At 56.8% G+C, this 15,981-nt stretch carries 14 protein-coding genes; 5 read left to right on the top strand and 9 right to left on the bottom strand.

The features are described from left to right. Positions 1-1,047, bottom strand: a complete 1,047-nt coding sequence (locus ML541_RS01450) for an AI-2E family transporter (RefSeq protein WP_243369999.1) — start codon at positions 1,045-1,047, stop codon at positions 1-3. Between the two features lie 30 nt (positions 1,048-1,077). Then, positions 1,078-1,515, bottom strand: coding sequence for a UPF0158 family protein (locus ML541_RS01445; RefSeq protein WP_243369997.1), 438 nt, complete (start codon positions 1,513-1,515; stop codon positions 1,078-1,080). A gap of 51 nt (positions 1,516-1,566) precedes the next feature. On the opposite strand from ML541_RS01445, the gene ML541_RS01440 reads away from it, so the two are divergent. Then, positions 1,567-2,289 (top strand): UDP-2,3-diacylglucosamine diphosphatase, encoded by a 723-nt coding sequence (locus ML541_RS01440; RefSeq protein ID WP_243369995.1) that lies wholly within the window; start codon positions 1,567-1,569, stop codon positions 2,287-2,289. Here ML541_RS01440 and ML541_RS01435 read toward each other — a convergent pair. From ML541_RS01435 to ML541_RS01410, 6 genes are all read right to left on the bottom strand, one after another. Next, positions 2,267-2,524 carry a YkgJ family cysteine cluster protein gene (locus tag ML541_RS01435; protein WP_243369994.1) on the bottom strand — a complete coding sequence of 86 codons (258 nt, stop codon included), beginning with the start codon at positions 2,522-2,524 and terminating at the stop codon, positions 2,267-2,269. The genes ML541_RS01440 and ML541_RS01435 overlap by 23 nt on opposite strands. A 13-nt stretch (positions 2,525-2,537) precedes the next feature. After that, entirely contained in the window at positions 2,538-3,896 is a 1,359-nt protein-coding gene (locus ML541_RS01430; RefSeq protein WP_243369993.1) for a penicillin-binding transpeptidase domain-containing protein, read from the bottom strand. 114 nt (positions 3,897-4,010) lie between these two features. After that, positions 4,011-5,342 carry a YhjD/YihY/BrkB family envelope integrity protein gene (locus tag ML541_RS01425; RefSeq protein WP_243369992.1) on the bottom strand — a complete coding sequence of 444 codons (1,332 nt, stop codon included), beginning with the start codon at positions 5,340-5,342 and terminating at the stop codon, positions 4,011-4,013. 73 nt (positions 5,343-5,415) lie between these two features. Next, a complete protein-coding gene (locus ML541_RS01420; protein ID WP_243369991.1) occupies positions 5,416-5,730 on the bottom strand; it encodes a YtxH domain-containing protein in 315 nt (104 codons plus the stop codon). Positions 5,731-5,734: 4 nt separating this feature from the next. Next, positions 5,735-6,124 carry a DUF948 domain-containing protein gene (locus ML541_RS01415; protein ID WP_243369990.1) on the bottom strand — a complete coding sequence of 130 codons (390 nt, stop codon included), beginning with the start codon at positions 6,122-6,124 and terminating at the stop codon, positions 5,735-5,737. Between the two features lie 141 nt (positions 6,125-6,265). After that, a complete protein-coding gene (locus ML541_RS01410) occupies positions 6,266-7,126 on the bottom strand; it encodes a cytochrome C (RefSeq protein WP_243369989.1) in 861 nt (286 codons plus the stop codon). A gap of 297 nt (positions 7,127-7,423) precedes the next feature. Between ML541_RS01410 and ML541_RS01405 the strand changes: the two genes are divergently transcribed. Beyond that, positions 7,424-9,235: a hypothetical protein gene (locus ML541_RS01405; RefSeq protein ID WP_243369988.1), complete on the top strand. Its 1,812-nt coding sequence runs from the start codon at positions 7,424-7,426 to the stop codon at positions 9,233-9,235. A 378-nt stretch (positions 9,236-9,613) separates the two neighbouring features. Here the strand turns inward: ML541_RS01405 and ML541_RS01400 are convergent, their stop codons facing one another. Next, positions 9,614-11,665: a sodium-translocating pyrophosphatase gene (locus tag ML541_RS01400; protein ID WP_243369987.1), complete on the bottom strand. Its 2,052-nt coding sequence runs from the start codon at positions 11,663-11,665 to the stop codon at positions 9,614-9,616. 218 nt (positions 11,666-11,883) lie between these two features. Between ML541_RS01400 and larA the strand changes: the two genes are divergently transcribed. The 3 genes from larA (at position 11,884) to ML541_RS01385 (ending at position 15,966) form a co-directional block, all read left to right on the top strand. Beyond that, positions 11,884-13,161: a nickel-dependent lactate racemase gene (larA, locus tag ML541_RS01395; protein ID WP_243370395.1), complete on the top strand. Its 1,278-nt coding sequence runs from the start codon at positions 11,884-11,886 to the stop codon at positions 13,159-13,161. A gap of 68 nt (positions 13,162-13,229) precedes the next feature. Then, positions 13,230-14,609 carry an FAD-linked oxidase C-terminal domain-containing protein gene (locus ML541_RS01390; protein ID WP_243369986.1) on the top strand — a complete coding sequence of 460 codons (1,380 nt, stop codon included), beginning with the start codon at positions 13,230-13,232 and terminating at the stop codon, positions 14,607-14,609. A gap of 91 nt (positions 14,610-14,700) precedes the next feature. Next, entirely contained in the window at positions 14,701-15,966 is a 1,266-nt protein-coding gene (locus ML541_RS01385) for a (Fe-S)-binding protein (protein ID WP_243369985.1), read from the top strand. The last annotated feature ends 15 nt before the right edge of the window (positions 15,967-15,981 follow it).

Genomic DNA, 15,981 nt, shown 5'->3' with positions numbered 1-15,981 from the left:
TTACGATTCCTTGGCGAAACCGTCCCGGCGCAACTGTGCGGAAACGATCTTGAAGGCGGCAGCAATGGGAATGGCGAGGAGGATGCCCCAGAAACCCAAGAGTTCACCGAAGGCCATGACGACGATAATGGTCAGAAGGGGGTTCAGATCCATTGATTCCTGGAACACCAGCGGTTTTACCACGTACCCTTCCAGGAAATAGATAACGGCAAAGGCTGCCGTGACCTTCAGGAGGACCATGCCGCTCTGGAACTGAACATAGGCGAAAAAGAGCGGGGGAAGGGTTGCCAGTATGACGCCGATGAATGGCAGGATCGAGGAAAGCCCGGCAAAGATGCCGTTGAGGATGGGGTAGTCGATGCCGAGCAGGAAAAGGGCGATGGTTGAAAGAACGGCGACGATCAGTGAAACGATCAGCTGTCCCCTGATGTAGCCGCCGACGCTGGCGTTGATTTCCCGGCCAAGGGAGCAGATGGTTTCCCTGCGCCTGGCAGGGAGCCAGCTGACCAGCTCGGCGATGATGCCGTCCTTGTAAAAGAGCATGAAAAAGACCAGGATCGGCGAGAGAATCAGGTTGAAGAGGTTGAAGACCATGTTGGCAGCGGCGGCGTAGACTCCAGCACTGATTTTCTCATAGAGCTTGTCCATGTTGGTCCAGATGGTGTCCATCAACCAGAGCCACTCTTCAGTGCCGAATGCCGGTTGCAACTGTCCCTTGCCGCCGAGGATCAGGTCTTTTCCCTTCTGTACGTAGCTGGGCAGGTCCCTAAGCAGTGACTCCCAGGCAACGGTCAGAAACGGCAGCACGTAAATGATGGAGAAGACTGCAATGAGGGCGAGGATCAGATAAATCAGGATGATGGCATAGGTGCGGCGAACCTTCCTCCGCTCCAGGGCGACTACCGCCGGGTCCAGCAGATAGGCGAAGATGAAGGAGAGGAGAAAGCAGGAGACGGTGTGGCGCAGGGCATAGCCTGCGGCAACTACGGCAGTGATGACGAGGATTGCTGTTATGGCTTTGATGGAAACGGACTGTTGTGGCGACATGGCTTCCTTATAATGGACGTTGGCCGGTTCTCACAAAGTGTCGCCGGCAGGGTAGATGTCGTGCTCTTCGAGCCACTGCCCGACCCTTGTGGCCAGAAGTTGTTCTTTGATGGATGCCAGCCGCTCCAGCTCTTCAGGGTAGAAGGAAAGGATCTCGTCCAGGCGGCCGTAGGGGCTTTTGCCGGTAAATGCCCGGTTGAGAACCGCCTTTAGCTTTTCGTTGCCTATACCCTGGATGAATTCGTGCAGCAGCTGCCTTTCCTGATCGTAATCGAAGCAGGGAATTGACAGATAGCGCTCCTGGTCTGCCTCGATTTCGCTCCAGAACCCCTCGTCCTCGTAATCGGCGGGGACATAGAAGACCTCTCCCGTCTGGCGGTCCAGGAAGTAGACCATCTCGGGATCAGGGTTTTCGAAGGCCTCGAGCAGATCATCCCAGACGATTTCCATGTCTCTCATCACACCCATCAATAAAACCTTGCCCTTTACCGCGGGTCTTTCTTCATATATAGTGCCGCCATGCGCAGAATTTTCATTGCCGACGCCCACCTGAGAAACGCGGCGGATGCCAACTATCGTATGCTGCTCCGCTTTCTTGCCACCCTTGAGGGGAATACCGGAACCCTCTATATCCTTGGCGATCTCTTCGAATTCTGGATCGGCTACCGGCGTCCCGCCTTTCCCCATTATCAGCCTGTGCTGGAGCAACTGCTCAAACTGGCTCGGTCGGGAACGCGGATCGTCTATTTCGAGGGAAACCACGATTTCCACATGGGCCCCTATTTCACCGAGACGCTCCGGGCCTCGGTCCATCCCGGACCGGCCGTGATCGACATGGACGGAAAGCGGGTCTTTCTCTGCCACGGCGACCAGATCAACCGCCGGGACTACCGCTACCGGCTGCTTAGAGGGGTGCTGCACTGCCGTCTCACCAGGATGATAGTACCCCTTGTTCCCGTCGGACTCGCTTCCTCCATTGCCGACCGTATGTCACGGCAAAGCAGCAGCAAGCACGACCGCCGCAGGTTGACCTGGGACTACCCCGCCCTCATCAGACAGTTCGCCCACGACCAGTTCGAGCTGGGTTGTGATACGGTCATCTGCGGTCACTTTCACCTACCCTTTCTGGAGAAATCGGGTTCCGGCGATGGACAAACCCTTCTTTGCCTTGGGGACTGGATAAGCCAGTATTCCTATGGCGAGTGGCTCGACGGCCGGCTCACCCTGAAGACGTTCTCTTAACTTCCTCAAAAAGTCCGAACAGCTGCAGATACTTTTCTACCCGCTCATTCATATCCGGAGCGTCTATCAACCGGCAGAGTTCATCGGGGCGATAGCTGCGGCAGACAGCGGGGCGGGTACCATAGCGGCTGCAGGAGCAGTCGACACACAGGTTGATGCACGGCACTCCCAGCGGCTTTGCCAGTGTGCTGATGTCGGGAGCTACGCAGCAGGTGCCGCATCTCGAGCATTCCATTGCTCAGTCCTGTTTACGACGGGTCCTTGAAGAAAACTTCCAGCGCCTTCTCCCCCACATTGGATGCCTTGATGCGCCACTTGTTCTGGTTGATGACCAGGGCCACCAGGGCTATCTGCGGGTCTTCCATTGGGGCGTAGGCCGCAAACCAGCTGTAATGGCCGGCAGGGTCGGTTCCGTTTATAGAGCCGGTCTTGGCGGCGATTTTCACCGACGCGAGCATGGGTCTGCCCCGCCTGTCGTGGAAGGCCCGGCGGGAGGTGCCGCTGTTGACGGTGGTCGAGAGCATGCGGGCCAGCTGGCCGGTTACTTCGGGCGCCACCAGACGCTTGATCTGCTGGGGCTTGTGGGTGTAGACCGCCTTTCCCTGGGGGTTACTCACCTCCGCTACAAGCGAGGGGGACATCATGACGCCGCCGTTGGCAATGGCGGCCATGACGGCTGCCGCATGCAGGGGGGATATCTTCACTTCCCGCCCCAGTCCTGCTCCCATCAGTTTCAATTCGTTGTCGGTCTGGGGAATGGCCGCTTTGCTCGGGGTTATCAGCGGGGTGGGGAAAAGGAGCTGATTGAAACCGAAGCGCTCGGCGCAGGAGACAAGGGAATCCTTCCCGACCACATCGCTGGCAAGTCTGCCGAAGACCGGGTTGACCGATTTACCCATGGCTACGGCCAGGGGAAGCTCCTGATTTTTGCCACGGGGGTTAACACGCCAGTACTTGGGATTTTCCGAGGTAAGCCTGCCGTTGAAGGGGAAGACGGTATCGGGGGAGACCTTTTTTTGCTCAAGGGCGGCGGTGGCCGTGATGATTTTGAAGAGGGAGGCCATGGGGTAGAGGTTGAAACAGGAACTCTTTTCCCACGAGGGATCGGTGCTGGAATGGCTGGCCAGGGCCAGTATCCGGCCGGTTTTAGGTTCGATGGCGACGAAGGCGCCATAGGGAACCTGGAAGTCCTCCATCAGTCTGGTGACGCGTCTTTGCAGCGGCTCGTCGATGGCGTAGACAACCGTGCCCCCATCGGGTAAACGGGCGGAAAGGCGGTCTTGGGCGAAGCTGGAGGAAGGAAGCATGTCCGCTGCGAGCTGGAAGGCGCGCCAGTTGTCCAGCTCCTTGTAGATATCCGTTTTGACCGCGGCTGTGCTGCCTTTGCTGACGCTGGAAAGGGCAGTCTTGGCGGATATGAGCAGGTTGAAGATGGGATAGGCGGCTAAAAGCAGCGCCAGTACCGGCAGCGCCAGTCGCAGCTTCTTTCTTTCCGGTCGTGACTCCTTGAGTGGCGCGCTGAAATCGGGTGCAGCGACATCCTGTTTCTTAAGGATGTTGAGGCGGTGTATTCGTTTCTTCTTCGAAAGGTGTTTGAGATCGTGCATGGCCGTGTGTGGTTACTGTTCTGGTTAGAAAAGGAAGTCGACAATCCAGCCACTATATTCAATCATCCCTTTTTTGTCAACGGCGCTGCCGGTGCTGCTTTCGTTAAAAACAGGTCAAGCGCCGGGAGTGTCTTTTCGGGCGACAACGAGATCATTGAGGGTCAGTCCCGCAAGTGCCGCCGCAGCAGCATCATTGGCACGTTTCAGTATGTCGTGGGACAGCTCTTCCTGGGCCGCCACCTTTTCCATCCAGGCATGGTTTTCATAGCCTTTGAGAGAGGTGAGCACATCTTGAATGGTGATCTGTTCAAGCTTTCTGGCTGGGTAATACGAGGGCTGTTCGCCGGTTGATCTGACCAGATATCCTGCTTCCGTCAGCCGGATCAGGAGTTCTCTCACCAGCCTGACCGGTATATTCAGAATTTCGGCCAGTCGCTCCTTGGTAAACGGCGTCGTACCCCAATGGAAGGCGGTGGCGATTTCCTGGAGGATGGACAGGGAGAGCAGTTCCATCATGGCAGGGCTGACCTGCAAGATGTGCAGCTCGTGACGGTAGGTCCTGATGTTCTGATGGGCTGCCACCACCTCGACACCGAAGAGGACAATCAGCCAGCTGGTGTAAATCCAGACCATGAAAATGGGGAGCAGCGCCATCGTACCGTAGATGGCATTGTACTTGCCGACGCCGACCTGAAAGTGGAGGTATCCCCATTGGGCGATCTGCCAGACGGTGCCGGCAAGAATCCCGCCGACAAGGGCCGATCTGGCCCTGACCTTGGTATTGGGGAGAAATATATAGAGGAAGAACAGTGCCAGCCAAACGCTGAAATAGGGGACGAGGCGGAATAGGAAGAGGAGCACGTCCCCCAGGTAGCTGGTCTCCAGTAGCCAACGCACGACGGCCTGGCTCTGCAGAGTTGTGCTTATGCTGATTGCCGCCAGCATCAGGATCGGTCCGCTGAGGAGCACGCTCAGATAGTCGCTGAACTTGCGGTGCAGGCTCCTGGTCCCTCTTACCCCCCAGATGACGTTGAACGCCTCCTCGATGTTGCCGAGCAGGGTGATTGCCGTCACGATGAGGGTCGCGAGGCCGATGGTCCCCATGGAGGTCATGTTGGTGTTGTTGATGTAGGTGATGATTTTCTCAACCAGCTCTTCCGAGCCTGCCGTCACCTGTTCCAGGATGTAGGGCTCAACTATGTTCTGGACGTTGAAGCCTTTGAGTACGGCGAAGGTAAGGGCAAAAAAAGGTACGATGGACAGTATGGTCGTGAAGGAGAGGGCAGAGGCGCGCAAAAGGCAGTTGTCGTCCAGGAAGTTCTTGGCGACCAGTGCCATTATCTGCAGATACTTGACCCCGTATCGCTTGACGCCGCCATAGACATCCGGATCAAGATTCCAGAGGTCCTTACTGAAAAAGGTTATGATATCGGCAGCGCGTCTCATCCTGTTTCGGTATCCTTGGGTGCGATCGGCAACAAAAAACCCACTGCTGCCAGTGGGTCTTGTCGCATGTTTATCAGACTTCCTTGTACTTTTCCTTTTCCCGTTCCATCGCCTCTTTACCGGCTTCTATGGCGGAAGAAAGAATGGATTTCTTCTCCATGATCATATCCTTGCCTTCTTCATAGGAGGTCCTGATCTTGTCCTGGGCTTCCGAGGCATATTCCTTGATCTTGTCCACCGCATCGTCCGCCAGATCCCTGATGGTTGCCCGCAACTCTTCGCCGGTCTTCGGGGCCACCAGCAAAGCCACTCCTGCGCCGACTGCTGCTCCTGCCAGAAATGAAAGAATAACTGTTCCTGCACTCAATCCTTTTTCTTCATCCGACATAGCCTTACCCCCTTTTGTTTGTGATCCTGTCGACTAGTATTTTCCCGGCAACCTTTGCACCGGTCATCCACAAGGATGTCTTGGACATGAGACCGGTAACACTGCCGACCACCGAATTGATGGTACGGATGGTGCGGCCGGCATTGCCCAGTTCTTCCATGAACAGTCCCACATCTTCGATTTTGCTCGATGCCTCTTCGGTTATCACCTTCAGGTCGGTCAGCGCCCCTTGGAGATTTTGCAGAACCGGCTTCATATCTTTTTCCACGCAGGCGATAAATTCACGTGAGGCAACGGCCGTTTTTCTGATTTCAACGAAGGCAGGAATCATGAAACAGGCAAGTACTACCAAGGTGATTGCCATTACAGTCACGGAAATGCCAATGACTATCATACGAGCTCCCTTTCCGGTAAAAATGTCTCAAGTATAGTGCAGAAATCAGTAATTTCAACAGAGTTAGAATACTTGAGTAGAAAAAAGGCCGGCTTTTCAGCCGGCCTTTTTTGTAACAACAGGATGTTACTGCCTGCTCAGTTATTTCTTCTTGGGAGCGGCTTTCTTCGCCCCCTGTGCAGCACCTTCCGGAGTCGTATCGGCAGACCAGTGGTTCAGGTCGTGGGCGATATTGTGGCACTGGCTGCATTTGGGGAACTTGGCCATCATGCCTGCAGGGTGCGGCATGCCGTGGCAATCCTGGCACTTGGGTACGGTCTTGTGCTTGGACTGGTGACAGGTGACGCACAGCACCGATTTGTGCTTGGCAGTGCTTGCCATGAGCAGATCGTATGCTTTTTTGTGGCAGGAAGCACAGAGCTTGGATTGCGTTTCTGCACCATAGGTCACAACCAGCGGCATATGTGCCTGATGGCACTTTTTGCAGTCAGCCTGGACCATCTCCTTGGAGTGGGGCTTATGGCACTGGGTGCACTCGGGAATCTTGCCGTGAACGTTGTGGCAGAACGAACAGGCCAAGGCGGTATGCTTGCTCTTGTTCTTGCGCAGTTTCTCGATCTGCGGAGTGTGGCAGGTGAGACACGGATCGGTTACATTGTTACCGAACTTGATCACCTTTGGGGTGTGGGGGTTGGAGTGGCAGGAAAGGCACCCGTTGAGCGAGAAATGGGGTTTTCCTTCATGGCACTGGCTGCAGGCCGGAATGATCTTCTTCACGGTCGGCGGATGGCCCACGTGACAGTCCTGGCAGGTAACGTTGGTTTTGTGTGCCATGCCGTTCGATGCGATATCGGCCGGGGGTTTGCTATGGCATTTAACGCAGTCCGCACTGGTGAGGGTCGCCTTTGCCTCTTCCTGGGCAGCGCCCGCCAAACCTGCAAAGGAAAAAATTGCAAGTGCTGCGAATGCTGCGGTTAGACATCTACTTTTTACTACTTTCATTGCCTCCTCCTTTTTTTCATCTGAAGCGAATAATCGCACATCTAATACACTGTCCATGGGGCTCCTGTCAATATTTATTAACTCTATTGCCGATGGAATTCTTCCATGGGCAGAGCACCATTACAGAGTTATCTCAGTTTGTTGTGTAAGCGCCATTTGTGTGGCTGAATTTAATTATGATAATTTAATTTAAAACTCGGCGATGTCAAGTAAAAATCTGCAAAAAGATTGCACCCTCTTTATAAGGTGATGTATTATTCAGCCATTTCATCGGCCGGGGCGGAAAAGGGTGCTTCCATGCAAAAAATGATTATTTGTATTTTCGTTCTTATCCTCATGCATCTTGCGGAAACAGGCTCCCGGGCAGGAGAGAATGCAGCCGTTTTGCCCGGTTCACCGGCTCCGACTCCAGACGTTGCCGTGAAGAAAAAGCCGGTAAGCGGTATTCATGTAGGGGAGCCGCAATATATCTCCCCGGCCGGGCTCTTTTTCGTCAGTCCTTACACCGATCTGTCCATAAAGGTGACGGGGGCTTCCGGCACCACCAGAACGGAGTATCGGCTGGATGACGGCCCGTGGCAGCCCTATGAACCGTTCAGAATTTCTGCTGAAGGGGCACACCAGATCGACTACCGCAGTATTGACAATGCGGGTAACGAAGAGTCGCCGCGCAGCTTTTCCGTTATGGTGGATGGTACGCCTCCGCGGACTGAGGCGTTTCTCGACGGCCGAGAGGTTGTGCCCGGCCGGCCGGGGCTGCTCGGCAAGAAGAGCATGATACTCCTGGAGACCAGAGACGAAGGATCAGGCACCGCTTCAGTGGAATACCGGCTGGACGAGGGTGCGTGGCAGCCCTATGCTCCCTTTACGGCTCCGTCGAAAGGTGTCCATACGGTCAGCTACCGGAGCGTAGATAATGTGGGCAACCGGGAAGGGGAAAAGACCATCACCATCACCAGCGAGAGAATTCCCGTAAGGACTGATGCAATGGTAGGCGAGCCCAAATATGCAGGGAAGGATCTGATCGTCAGCGAGAAAACGCCCGTGACCCTGACGGCGGAAAGCATGTCGGGGGTGACCTCCACCGAGTACCGCATCGACGCCGGAGAATGGAGGGCTTATGCACCATTTACGGTGACCGGAGCAGGTCGCCACGAGATAGCCTTCAGAAGTACGGACGATGGAGGAAAGAAAGAGCCGGTACGCACCTTGACTGTTGTGGTCGATAACGCGCCGCCGGAAACATCTATTTTTGCAGGAACCCGTAAGATGGCCAGGGGAGAGGTGCTGCCAGTCAATCATAAGCTTGAGTTTACCTTTGCTGCAGAGGATGGTGTGTCCCCGGTCACGACCACCGAATATCGGGTAAACGGTGGCCAGTGGCAGACGTCAGTGCCGCTTGCCCTTGTTGCAGAGGGAAAATACCTGATCGAGTACAGAAGTTCCGATGCGGTCGGCAATGTGGAACCGACGGGCATTGTGACCGCCGTCATCGATGCTACCCCGCCAACCGGCGAGCTGACGGTCGGCCATCCGCAAACGGAGATTGACGGCCTGGTCCGGGTAACTCCTGCCACCGTCTTCCAGCCGAAAGGTACCGATGGCCTTTCCGGACTGGAAAAGGTCGAGTATTCCATAGACGGCAGGGACGATACCCGGGATACGGTGCCGTTCACCATCGCTACGCCCGGCAGGTACCGGATCGATTATCAGGCGGTGGACAGGTCCGGCAACAGGGAGCCTCTTAAAACCATGCTGGTTTGGGTGGAAGGCGCACCTGCCGATGCCCGGAAGGACGGTGCATTGGGAGCAGGGGCGCGCCAGTTCAGATTCGATGGCAAAGAGGCTGCGGTCCCCGGACAGATGCCTGCCCTTGCGCCGTTTCCCGCGTCGGCTGTGCCCGTGGGGATGAAGGAATCTGGACCCATGGTAAATGCACCGATCGGAAAGGTCCTTCCCGAATCGGCTTACATTGGGGAATACCAAGCCCCGCCCGTAACTCCCCAGCCATATCAGGGCAGCCAGAGACGGGGCAATATCAGCCTCTGGGAATACATCACCCTGGGGATCGTCAATATCTCCCTGATTCTGGGGGTCATGCTCCTTTAACAACACTGCTGTTCCTCGGATCGCTTCGGCTTTGCGATCACTGCCGAAATAACGCCAACTATCCAGAAGTCTGAAGACCATAAAAAAGGCTATCACCCGGGAATTCCTGGGAAAAGAAAGGCAGTCGCGACGTCGTCCGTTCGCTCTGTCGCCACAGCTGCGGACCTTGCGGTGCCGCCCATGTAATGCCGCACGACGCTTAAAAAGAGCGACCCCTCCTCCGTCCACATGCGGCGGGTGTCCGCTCGCCGCTGTGGCTCGTCGCTTACTCCCGACGCCCCGACTGCCTCCCCCGGAGTGTCTGTAGAACCATAAAAAAAAGCGGCCCGGAAATTTCCGGAGCCGCTTTTTCTTTCTTCCAACTGTGCGCTTTTCGAATTATATCCTGGTCAACAGCGGTACGATCAGGAGGGAAACGATATTGATGATCTTGATCATAGGGTTGACTGCCGGGCCGGCAGTGTCCTTGTACGGGTCGCCGACGGTATCACCGGTAACGGCAGCCTTGTGGGCGTCGCCACCCTTGCCGCCATGGTAGCCGTCCTCGATGTATTTCTTGGCGTTGTCCCAGGCGCCGCCGCCGGTGGTCATGGAGATGGCGACGAAGATGCCGGTGACGATGGTGCCGACGATGACCCCGCCAAGGGCTTTCGGCCCGAGGGCGAAACCGATGACGATCGGTGCGGCGATGGGAATGATGCCGGGGATGACCATCTCTTTCAACGCAGTCCTAGTGACGATATCGACGCAGGAAGCGTAGTCAGGCTTACCGGTGCCTTCCATAATCCCCTTGATTTCCCTGAACTGGCGACGAACTTCCTCAACGACGGAGCCGCCCGCCTTGCCGACTGCCTCCATGCAGAGTGCGGCGAAGTAGTAGGGGAGCATACCCCCCAGGAAGAGGCCGACGATGATGTAGGGGTCGGAGAGGGAGAACTCGATGTTCTGGCCGGCAAGCTTCAGTTCGTCCACGTAGGAGGTGAAGAGAATGACGGCAGCCAGACCGGCGGAGCCGATGGCGTAGCCCTTGGTAACGGCCTTGGTGGTGTTGCCCACTGCGTCAAGGGGATCGGTGACGGCACGGACCGAATCGTCGAGTTCAGCCATTTCGGCGATGCCGCCGGCGTTGTCGGTGATGGGGCCATAGGCATCCATGGCAACGACGATGCCGGTCAGGGAGAGCATGGAAACGGCGGCAATGGCGATGCCGTAGACGCCGGCGCATTTATAGGCGACGATGATGCCGGCGGCGATGACGATGACCGGCATGGCGGTGGCTTTCATGGAGACGCCGAGACCGGCAATGATGTTGGTGGCATGGCCGGTGGTGGAAGCCTGGGCGATATGCTTGACCGGGGCGTACTCGGTGGCGGTGTAGTATTCGGTAATCCAGAATATTGCGCCGGTGACGACGAGGCCGACGATAGCGGAGATGAAGAGGTTGGTCGAGGTGAAGGTTTCACCGGCGGCATTGGTCAGTCCCTGGGGGAACATCTGTACTGTAACGAAGTAGAAAGCGATGCATGCCAGGACGCCGGAGGCGATCAGCCCCTTGTAGAGTGCGGGCATGATCTTCTGATTGGCGCCCAGTTTGACGAAGAAGGTGCCGATGATTGAGGCGATGATGGAAATACCACCGAGGATCAGCGGGTAATTAACCGCAGCCTCGTTGCCTACGAAGGCCATGGCGCCGAGAAGCATGGCGGCGATGAGGGTCACGGCGTAGGTCTCGAAGAGGTCGGCAGCCATGCCGGCACAGTCGCCCACGTTGTCACCGACGTTGTCGGCGATAACAGCAGGGTTGCGGGGGTCGTCTTCGGGAATGCCCGCTTCGACCTTGCCCACCAGGTCGGCACCCACGTCCGCACCCTTGGTGAAGATGCCGCCACCGAGACGGGCAAAGATGGAGATAAGGGAGCCGCCGAAGCCGAGGCCGACGAGCTGGCCGACGATTTCTTTTACCGGAGCGCCGGGCATGAGTTTCTGCAGCACCAGGTAATAGCCGGCAACGCCTAAGAGACCGAGACCGACGACGAGCATGCCGGTGATGGCGCCCCCTTTGAAGGCGACGTTGAGAGCCTTGTGAATGCCCGATTTTGCGGCCTCAGTGGTTCTGATGTTGGCTCGTACCGAGACGAACATGCCGATGAAGCCGGTGAGCCCGGAGAAGAGGGCACCAACGGCGAAACCTACGGCAGTCTTGGCGCCGAGAGCGGCAAAGAGCGCGATGAACATGACGACGCCGACCACCGCGATGATGGTGTACTGACGTTTCATGTAGGCGCCGGCTCCTTCCTGGACGGCCGCGGCAATCTGCTTCATCCGCTCGTTACCCTGGGGAAGCCCCAGGATCCACTGGGCCGAGAAAAGACCGTAGGCAACTGCCGCCACGGCGCAGATCAGGGCAAATAATACTGCATACTGTTCCATTTACTTCCTCCTATGTACTGTGCCTTAAAAAAAGGCGTTAATTCAAGCAGGGATCGTACAGTACTTCCCCTGGAAAACCGAAAAACTGTTATAGGAAAAGCCATGCTTTGTCAATCTTTTTTAGCAGCATTTGGGGGCGGAATTGCCAAGTGCCGGCCGATATCGGAACCCGCCTTAAGGGTTGCGCTTTCATCAACGAATATGTATCATTAATCCCCATGCTTCTTCGATATGGAGATACAACGTTTTCCCTGCAAATCCCTTCTGATCGTCTGCTCGGCGAACTGCGCACGGTCAGTCCTGCTTCCGATCCTCCTTCGCAGATCATCGACCGGGCCATCGCCGATTGCGAGCCATTTTTCTCGTCATTCAAACCGGGAGAGAAGGTGGTGATCGTCGCCTCGGACATCACCCGCTACACCGGCAGCGAACTTTATCTGCCCCCCCTGGTGGCCAGGTTGAACGAGTCAGGCATTCCCGACCGGGATATCAACATAGTCGTCGCCCTGGGGATTCACCGCCGCCAGACCGAGCAGGAGCATAAGAAGATCGTTGGTTCTCTCTATGGAAGGATCGCCGTAACCGATCATGATTGCGACGACCCGGGCAAGCTTGCTTACCTGGGCAATACCTCGACCGGCATCGGCGTGGAGATCAACCGGACGGTGGCGGAGGCGGACCGGGTCATTCTCACCGGCACCATCGGTTTCCATTATTTTGCCGGCTTTGGCGGCGGCAGAAAGTCCATCCTTCCTGGTGTCGCCAGCCGCAAGGCCTGCATGGCCAGCCACTTTGCCGTGCTCAATCCCGAGCCGGGGAGCGGCAAGAACAGTCGGGCAGCGACCGGCATTCTCGACGGTAATCCGGTTCATCAGGCAATGACCGAGGCCTGCGCACTGGTTGAGCCCGATTTCATATTCAATACGGTTCTCACGCCGGATAAACGGATCATTGCCGCATTTGCCGGCGACTGGCGGGAAATGCACCGGGAGGGATGCCGGTTCTATGCCGATCATTTTTCCTGCACGATAAAGGAGCAAGCCGATCTGGTGGTGGTATCCTGCGGCGGATTCCCCAAGGACATCAACTTCATCCAGGCCCATAAATCAATGGAATACGGAAGCCGGGCGCTCAAAGACGGCGGGGTGATGATTCTCCTTGCCCGCTGCAGCGACGGTTACGGCCACGACACCTTTCATCGCTGGTTCAGGTTCAAGGACCTGGCTTCCTTTGAACATGAGCTGCGCGCACACTATGAGATCAATGGCCAGACCGCCTACTCGACGCTGCAGAAGGCGCAGCGTTTCCGGGTCATGCTGGTTTCCGACCTCCCCCCGGAAGAGGTGGCGCAGATGGGGATGATGCCGGCCTGCACCCTGGACGAAGCAATGGAGAAGGCGGCAAACATTCTTCCCCAGGATTACAAGGCTTATGTGATACCGGAAGGGGGCAACGTCCTGCCGGTGTTGAAGACTGTTCAAGGTTCTAAGTTCTAGGTTCCTGGTTGAAAAGAGCGTTGAACATAGAACCTAGAACATAGAACATAGATGTTGAAGAGGTGCGCATGCTTGAATCACGAATACTGGAAAATATAAAGGCCATTGTCGGCAGCGAGAATGTTGCCACTGAGCGCCAGGACCTGCTCTGTTACGGTTATGACGCCACCCAGATGGAATTTCTTCCCGATGCGGTGGTCCATCCGGGAAGCGTGGACGAGATCGCACAGGTCCTGAAGCTTGCCAATGCTGAAAAGATCCGTGTATTTCCCCGCGGTGCCGGCAGTGGTTTTACCGGTGGCGCCCTCCCAAAGGGGGGTGGCATAGTGCTCGTCGTTACCCGCTTGAACCGCATTCTGCGCATAGATACGGAAAATCTCATTGCGGAGGTCGAACCGGGAGTGGTGACCGAACAGTTCCAGATGGCGGTTGAGAAACAGGGACTCTTCTATCCTCCAGACCCGGCCTCCCTGAAGTTTTCCACCCTGGGGGGCAATGTCTCGGAGAACGCCGGGGGGCCTCGCTGCGTCAAATACGGGGTGACCCGCGATTTTGTCATGGGGCTTGAGGTGGTGCTGCCGACGGGGGAGGTCATCCGCACCGGTGGCGAGACCTACAAGGGGGTCGTGGGGTACGATCTGACCCGCCTCTTGTGTGGTTCGGAGGGGACCCTGGGTGTCATCACCAAGATCATCCTAAAGCTGCTGCCGCTCCCCGAGGCGAAGAAGACCATGCTCACCATTTTCGATTCCATCGACGGTGCGGCCAGGGCGGTTTCGACTATCATCGGCAATAAGATCATCCCCACAACCCTGGAATTCATGGACTACGCCACCCTGCAGTGCGTGGAAAAGCGCTTCAATCTGGGCATTCCCGAAAATGGCCGGGCTGTGCTCATCATAGAAGTGGACGGCGACCGGGAACTGATCGAAAAACAGGCGGCCCGCATCCAGGAGCTGGTAAAGCCGCTGGGGCTGGTGGAATGCAAGGTGGCTAAGGATGCGGCCGAATCCGAAGCCCTGTGGAAGGTGCGTCGGCTGGTTTCGCCATCCCTACGCGATGTCAATCCCGACAAATTCAACGAGGACATCGTCGTACCGCGGAGCAAGGTGCCCGATGTCATCCGCAGCATCGACAAGATCCAGCAGCGCTACGACATCCCCATCGTCAACTTCGGCCATGCCGGTGACGGCAATATCCATGTCAACGTCATGATCGACAAGACCGTTCCCGGTATGGAGGAAAAGGCCCACCGTGCCATCGGCGAGGTTTTCCAGGCCGCCCTCGATCTGAACGGTACCATGTCCGGAGAACACGGCGTGGGGCTGGCCAAGCAGCCCTATATCCATCTGGAGCTGAAGGGGGCGCAGCTGGCGGCCATGCAGGCGGTCAAGAAGGCGCTGGATCCCAATAACATTCTGAATCCGGGCAAAATGTTCCCGTTGTAAAGACAGTGAGGTGTTAGGAGAAAGGAGTGAGGTGCAAAGGCTTTTGTTTCCGCTCTTTCCTCCTCCCGTCTCACCCCTCACAAGGTTTTATATGGACCCAATGAAGAGAGTTGAGAAAGACCTGAAGAAATGCGTCAAGTGCGGCGCCTGCCGGGCTCACTGCCCGGCTTTCGCTGCTTTTCAGCGCGAGCCGGCGGTAGCCAGGGGCAAGGTGGCCCTTTCCCAGCATCTGCTTGCCAAGGATATCGAGCTGGACGACCAGACCTATCTGGCCATGTCCAAGTGCCTGCTTTGCGGCAGCTGCGTGGAGAAATGTCCCAATGAAGTGCCGACCGACGAGATCGTCGTTGCCGCCCGCGAGGCTCTGGCCGAACAGCGGGGACTGACGACTTTCCACAAGGCTGTCGGGCGGATCATCAAGAATCGTCGGATGATGAGCATGGGCGCGGCTATGGCTGCCCTGCTCGGGCCGCTCTTCTTTCGCAAGGTGCCGGCAACATCGGGCCTGCGGCTGCGCTTTCCTCTGCCCTTCATCGGCGGCAAACGTCATATCCCCCAATTGGCCAAGAAGCCTTTCTTGTCCCGCCATCCCGAAATCATCCAGGGTGAGCCTGGCAAGCCTCGTATCGTTTATTTTGTCGGCTGCATGACCAATTTTGTCTACACGGAGGTGGGAGAGGCTGCCCTGGCACTCTTTCGCCATCTGGGCTGCACAGTGATCATTCCCAAGGATCAACAATGCTGCGGTCTGCCGGGCATGTCCGGCGGCGATATGGAGACGGTGCGGGAACTGGCCGGGCGGAATCTCGCCATCCTGGAGAAACACGAAGCCGACTATGTGGTGACTGCCTGTGCCACCTGCGGCGGTGCCTTGCACAAGTTCTATCCGACGGTGGTGGGGAAGCGGAACCCAGAGCTGTTGCAGCGCCTGCAGGCCCTGGCGGAAAAGACGGTGGATGCCGCGGTGCTTCTGCAGAAGCTGGGCCTCCATCCGGAGGAGACTGGTGCCGGCGATGCCATGAAAATCACCTATCACGATCCCTGCCATTTGCGTACCCGGGCCATTACCCGGCAGCCCAGGGAACTGCTCAAGGCGGCGACCGGCGTGCAGCTGGTGGAAATGGAGGGTGCCGACAAGTGCTGCGGCCTGGGGGGGACCTTCAACGTCTATCACTATGATCGCTCCATGCAGATAAATGCGGGTAAAAGTGAGGCAATCAGGCAAACGGGAGCCGACGCCGTCGTTACCGGCTGTCCCGGCTGTATGATGCAGCTGACCGACGGACTGAAGCAAAGCGGCGCGCCTACCCGTGTGCTGCATACACTGGAGGTTCTGGCGCGAAAGATCGGAAACTGATTTTCATAACAGTAA

This window comes from Geotalea sp. SG265, from assembly GCF_022808985.1.
GTDB lineage: Bacteria > Desulfobacterota > Desulfuromonadia > Geobacterales > Geobacteraceae > Geotalea.
This window is presented reverse-complemented; position numbering and strand designations above follow the sequence as displayed.

What these genes read in the sequence shown, in the direction of transcription:
- ML541_RS01450 (WP_243369999.1), bottom strand. Translation starts at nt 1,047, where the DNA reads ATGTCGCCACAACAGTCCGTTTCCATCAAAGCCATAACAGCAATCCTC.
- ML541_RS01420 (WP_243369991.1), bottom strand. Translation starts at nt 5,730, where the DNA reads ATGTCGGATGAAGAAAAAGGATTGAGTGCAGGAACAGTTATTCTTTCA.
- ML541_RS01445 (WP_243369997.1), bottom strand. Translation starts at nt 1,515, where the DNA reads ATGGGTGTGATGAGAGACATGGAAATCGTCTGGGATGATCTGCTCGAG.
- ML541_RS01385 (WP_243369985.1), top strand. Translation starts at nt 14,701, where the DNA reads ATGGACCCAATGAAGAGAGTTGAGAAAGACCTGAAGAAATGCGTCAAG.
- ML541_RS01415 (WP_243369990.1), bottom strand. Translation starts at nt 6,124, where the DNA reads ATGATAGTCATTGGCATTTCCGTGACTGTAATGGCAATCACCTTGGTA.
- ML541_RS01400 (WP_243369987.1), bottom strand. Translation starts at nt 11,665, where the DNA reads ATGGAACAGTATGCAGTATTATTTGCCCTGATCTGCGCCGTGGCGGCA.
- larA (WP_243370395.1), top strand. Translation starts at nt 11,884, where the DNA reads ATGCTTCTTCGATATGGAGATACAACGTTTTCCCTGCAAATCCCTTCT.
- ML541_RS01410 (WP_243369989.1), bottom strand. Translation starts at nt 7,126, where the DNA reads ATGAAAGTAGTAAAAAGTAGATGTCTAACCGCAGCATTCGCAGCACTT.
- ML541_RS01440 (WP_243369995.1), top strand. Translation starts at nt 1,567, where the DNA reads ATGCGCAGAATTTTCATTGCCGACGCCCACCTGAGAAACGCGGCGGAT.
- ML541_RS01435 (WP_243369994.1), bottom strand. Translation starts at nt 2,524, where the DNA reads ATGGAATGCTCGAGATGCGGCACCTGCTGCGTAGCTCCCGACATCAGC.
- ML541_RS01430 (WP_243369993.1), bottom strand. Translation starts at nt 3,896, where the DNA reads ATGCACGATCTCAAACACCTTTCGAAGAAGAAACGAATACACCGCCTC.
- ML541_RS01405 (WP_243369988.1), top strand. Translation starts at nt 7,424, where the DNA reads ATGCAAAAAATGATTATTTGTATTTTCGTTCTTATCCTCATGCATCTT.
- ML541_RS01425 (WP_243369992.1), bottom strand. Translation starts at nt 5,342, where the DNA reads ATGAGACGCGCTGCCGATATCATAACCTTTTTCAGTAAGGACCTCTGG.
- ML541_RS01390 (WP_243369986.1), top strand. Translation starts at nt 13,230, where the DNA reads ATGCTTGAATCACGAATACTGGAAAATATAAAGGCCATTGTCGGCAGC.